This is a genomic window from Trichlorobacter sp. (assembly GCF_030247655.1).
Taxonomy (GTDB): domain Bacteria; phylum Desulfobacterota; class Desulfuromonadia; order Geobacterales; family Pseudopelobacteraceae; genus Trichlorobacter.
Window position 1 is genome coordinate 1 of record NZ_JAOTRZ010000241.1, and the last position, 4,202, is coordinate 4,202.

Below are 4,202 nucleotides of genomic sequence, written 5' to 3' on the forward strand. Positions count from 1 at the left end.
GATAGTGGCATGTATGAGAAAACTTCTGACCATTTTAAACGCCATGATGAAAACGGGGCAAAAGTGGAACCCAGCCATGGTCAGCTAAACTAAACTACTTGACAGAGAACACAGTTGCTCTGTGTTTCAAAATTTGTATGAGAGGAACATTATGGCGATACGATTCATTATACTAGCAGGATGCTTTCTGCTATTCACCCAGCAGGCACTGGCTGCCCCCCGTCTGCTGACCCTTAAAGACTGTCTGGCCATTGCCGCCGACAAGAATCTGGATATCCAGAAGGCCAAGGAATACGCCAACTATGTTCAGGGCCGCTATGTTGAAGAACGTGCTGCAGCCTTGCCGCAGCTGGGCCTGCAGGCCGGTTTCGGCTACAGCAAGGATGACAGCACCAAGGCGCTCTATGGTGCAGCCCAGATGCAAAACAGTCGTACTGTTGACCTGACCCTGTCCCAGCCGCTGTATACCTGGGGCAAGATCAACGCAGCCCTCCGGGCGGCAGAGGTGGGGCTCAAAACTGCTGACCAACAGTTGCGGCTGTTCCGGCAGGCTGCCTACCGTGACATCTCCATCGCTTTTTACGACGTGCTGCTGGCAAAGGAGCTGCACCGCCTGGCCCAGGAAAATCTGGCCCAGAAAGAGCGCCATCACACCGAGGCCAAGCGCAAGTTTGAGGCAGGGGTGGCCACTGATTACGATCTGTTAGCTGCTGAGGTTGATCTGCAGAATGCCCGTCCAGACCTGATCCGCACCGCGAATAGTGTCCGTACCGGGCGGGAGCGGCTGCGCTTTTTGTTGGGTGCTGATCAGCCAGAACTGGATGTGGCTGGCAGGATTGAGGCCAAGCCGGAGCAGGTTACGGGATTTGATGATTCGCTCAAGATCGCCCTTGATAAACGACCGGAGCTGGCTGACCAAAAGCTGCGGATCGGCATCAATCAGGAGCTGGTCACCATTGCCAATGCCGATGACAAGCCACGGCTGGATCTGAAGGGTGCGGCCGGGTGGCACCAGTTGGAGCTGTCTGACCCGGGCCCCACCCGCCGTTCAGACGGCCCGGCCTGGAACGCCGGTATCTACCTGACCTTCCCGTTCTTTGACGGCATGCGCAGCCGTGGTCGCACCCAGCAGGCCCGCAGTGACCTGCGCACCAGCCAGCTGCAGGAACAGAAACTGCGCGACAGCATCACGCTGGAACTGCGTACAGCCCACTACAACCTGACCGAGTCAGCCGAGACCATCACCGCCCTGTCCGGTACGGTCAAACAGGCAGAACGGCTGCTGCAGATGGCTGAAAAAGGATTTGAGTACGGGGTCAAAACCCGGCTGGAAGTGGATGATGCCCAGACCAACCTGCTTCGGGCAGAAAGCAACCTGGCCCGTGCCAACCGGGATTATCTGGCGGCCCAGGTTAACCTGCGCTGGGCCATGGGGGTGGCTGGGGAGTAGCTTGTTGGGCTGGTTGTGACAGCACGGCAGAAGTTAATTTCGTGTGCTGTCATCGGAACTCTTTTTACCACTCTAAAATAAACTTTAATAGCGTCAGACCTTATTAAAGGATCGTGGCCTGGAATACCTCATTGCTCATCCGGTTGTTACGGTTCGCTCAATCCAACAGGCCTTCAACACCTCATTCCTGACGGCCAATGCGGCTTTAAACATTATGCGAGAGAGCGGAGTTGTTGCGCCACAGACGGATCAAAAACGGGATCGGGTTTTCATCGCCACGGAGGTAATCAGTATTCTCAACCGGCCTGTTTCAGATTAACAGGAGACTGCTCTGGCAAGGGATTTCCCATGAAAATTCGGATTGCACGTCCGGATTTTCATGGTACATTTTTGTTCTGTCTGACTTCAGCAGGTTGGATACTGTAATGACAGGCTTGCTGAAAATGGCTTGGAGAAATGTTCCATTTGGGGGGATGATCGGTTCACGCGCGCGCATGAACAGGTGATCTACGAGTTGGAAAAAATAAAATGAAAATCTATAAATACAAAGACCTGTCAGATTTGAGAGCAGGGGAACTTGATCATTTCTATCAGATCGTCCTACAGTGCGCAATTTGGTGTGCAAAACCAGAGTCCCTTAATGACAAGAATGAATTCAATTTTAAACTTGATTATGTCCCCTCGCCAGTCACTCACAGTCTTTTATTACGGGTTATGACAATATATGGGAGCAATTTGATGTTTCCTCCCGCCCAATCAGTTTCATTAGCTTTGCAAAACAATCGGCTTGAGGCGGTCGCGACACCTATAATCAATGAAATTGTTAATAACTGCCGTAATGACATAGGAGTTTCCTGCTTTTCGGAACTAATAAACAATGACCTCCTTTGGTCAAGATATGGAGGCAATGGCAACGGCGTATGTATCGAAATAGTTGTTTCTGACGAGCTTATTGATAAGTCAATTCATCGGGTAAATTACGTCGCTGAAAAAGTTTTTCATGTGGACTCATTCTTGGAGTCTGTTCTTGAAGGTGATGTCACCAATTATAAAAACATTCTGCTTACCAAAACTGATTTTTGGCAGCCAGAGCAGGAAATCAGATTTATTTCAAACAAACAGTGCGTAAACTGGACGTTTGATGGCACCGTGAGCGAGGTAATTATTGGTAGCAACGTTACGCAAGATTTGAAAAGCAAAATTATGGCAGATATTGGAGAACACTGCCTCCGTGAGAGTGTAAAAATTTCAAATATGTCTGCGAGTTAGCAAACCACTGTTTCATAAAATTTCACCGCCCCACTTTATTGGCATGAGGAGTATTATATGACTGTTGTCTATATAATTTTGACAGTAATGGTTGGCTTCAATATCTACGTTTATTTCGCACTCTCCCGCATAAAGCAGCGAGAAAGAGTACTGCAAAATTTTGTTGCTGGCATAATTAGGGCAATAAGTGATTATAAAAGTCCATATGATAAGTATTCAGATGATATCCCAGAAGTTAATAAGTCATTGCCTATTCCGTTTGATAAATTGCTTGATACGATATGGTGGGAAGTAGGTAGCGATATGGAAATGGAACATTTTGATGCTTGGTTAAAGCTCGGAAGAAATTTGTTCCAAGATTCTAGACCACTTCAAAATGAAGGTTTTAATCTCATATATCAGGCACTGCATGAAAAACGAAGTGCAATATGGTTTTCTGATTCACCTAAAATAATGTCAGCAAGCAAGAAAGCGTATTTAAGGGATGACATTGAAGTAACAGAAGAGAATGTAGGAGAGTTGGATGGAGAAATAGGTATGTTTAAAGATGTTGTAAATGGCAAGCTCGATAATTCAGTTTTTACTCCAGAAAACATAGATTTAAAACTTATGATGATGTTCAACCATATTGATGAAGGTAAGAGGATGGAGGCAAAATCCATTATTCTTGAACGTCTCCGCACTGAGGCATAGGAACGAATAATAACAATTCCAACCATCGGCAAGACCCTCCGAGGGCGGGTCATCCCGGGGGGCCGTTACCCCAACACCCCCCTCATAATCTCTGCCGCCTGTCGCGGTGATTCTGCCGACATAATAGCCGAAACCACCGCCACACCATCAGCACCGGCTTCCCGCACCTGTCGGGCATTGGTCAGGTTGATTCCTCCGATCCCCACCAGCGGAATTTGCACCTGTTCCCGAATCCGGCGTATCCCTTCCAGACCTAAAGCCGGGGCGGTGTCGGTCTTGGTAGGGGTGCTGAAGACCGGACTGATGCCGATATAATCCGCCCCCTGTTGTTGCGCCTCTATCGCATCGTCAACTGATTCTGCTGAAACCCCGATCAGGCAGTCCGGCCCCAGCAAACGACGGGCATGGCTGATCGGCAGATCTGTTTGGCCCAGGTGTACACCATCTGCCCCGACTGACAGGGCGATATCCACCCGGTCATTGATGATCAGCGGCAGACCCAGCGGTTGTAGCAGTTCTTTCAGCAGCAGCGCCTCATCCAGAAACTCGCGTGTGCTGCAGTTCTTCTCCCGCAACTGCACACAGGTGACACCGCCAGCCACCGCCTCTTGCACTACTTCCACCAGTGACCGCCCCCGGCTTAAGGTGCGATCCGTGACCAGATGCAGCAATAGCCTGCTATCCATTGATACGTGCGTCATGTTCAAGCTCCGCAGGGGTCAGGTTATACAGGCTGTCAAGAAAACAGGGAACAAAGCTGCCGGGACCGTTGGCACCTGCAGCGGCCCGT

Annotated in this window: 4 protein-coding genes; 3 read left to right on the forward strand and 1 reads right to left on the reverse strand. The window is 49.7% G+C overall.

What is annotated here, in order from left to right; translation table 11 throughout:
- Positions 1 to 151: 151 nt before the first annotated feature.
- From OEL57_RS14730 to OEL57_RS14740, 3 genes are all read left to right on the forward strand, one after another.
- Positions 152 to 1,450 carry a TolC family protein gene (locus OEL57_RS14730; RefSeq protein ID WP_300741489.1) on the forward strand — a complete coding sequence of 433 codons (1,299 nt, stop codon included), beginning with the start codon at positions 152 to 154 and terminating at the stop codon, positions 1,448 to 1,450.
- A gap of 528 nt (positions 1,451 to 1,978) precedes the next feature.
- The gene (locus OEL57_RS14735; RefSeq protein ID WP_300741490.1) at positions 1,979 to 2,719 is read left to right on the forward strand and encodes a DUF2971 domain-containing protein; all 741 of its coding nucleotides are present in this window, start codon (positions 1,979 to 1,981) and stop codon (positions 2,717 to 2,719) included.
- 57 nt (positions 2,720 to 2,776) lie between these two features.
- Entirely contained in the window at positions 2,777 to 3,412 is a 636-nt protein-coding gene (locus OEL57_RS14740) for a hypothetical protein (protein ID WP_300741491.1), read from the forward strand.
- 65 nt (positions 3,413 to 3,477) lie between these two features.
- Here the strand turns inward: OEL57_RS14740 and thiE are convergent, their stop codons facing one another.
- Positions 3,478 to 4,113 (reverse strand): thiamine phosphate synthase, encoded by a 636-nt coding sequence (gene thiE, locus OEL57_RS14745; protein WP_300741492.1) that lies wholly within the window; start codon positions 4,111 to 4,113, stop codon positions 3,478 to 3,480.
- Between the last annotated feature and the right edge of the window lie 89 nt (positions 4,114 to 4,202).

Excerpts from the sequence above, each read along its gene's own strand:
- OEL57_RS14740 (WP_300741491.1), top strand. The coding sequence starts at position 2,777 with ATGACTGTTGTCTATATAATTTTGACAGTAATGGTTGGCTTCAATATC.
- OEL57_RS14735 (WP_300741490.1), top strand. The coding sequence starts at position 1,979 with ATGAAAATCTATAAATACAAAGACCTGTCAGATTTGAGAGCAGGGGAA.
- thiE (WP_300741492.1), bottom strand. The coding sequence starts at position 4,113 with ATGACGCACGTATCAATGGATAGCAGGCTATTGCTGCATCTGGTCACG.
- OEL57_RS14730 (WP_300741489.1), top strand. The coding sequence starts at position 152 with ATGGCGATACGATTCATTATACTAGCAGGATGCTTTCTGCTATTCACC.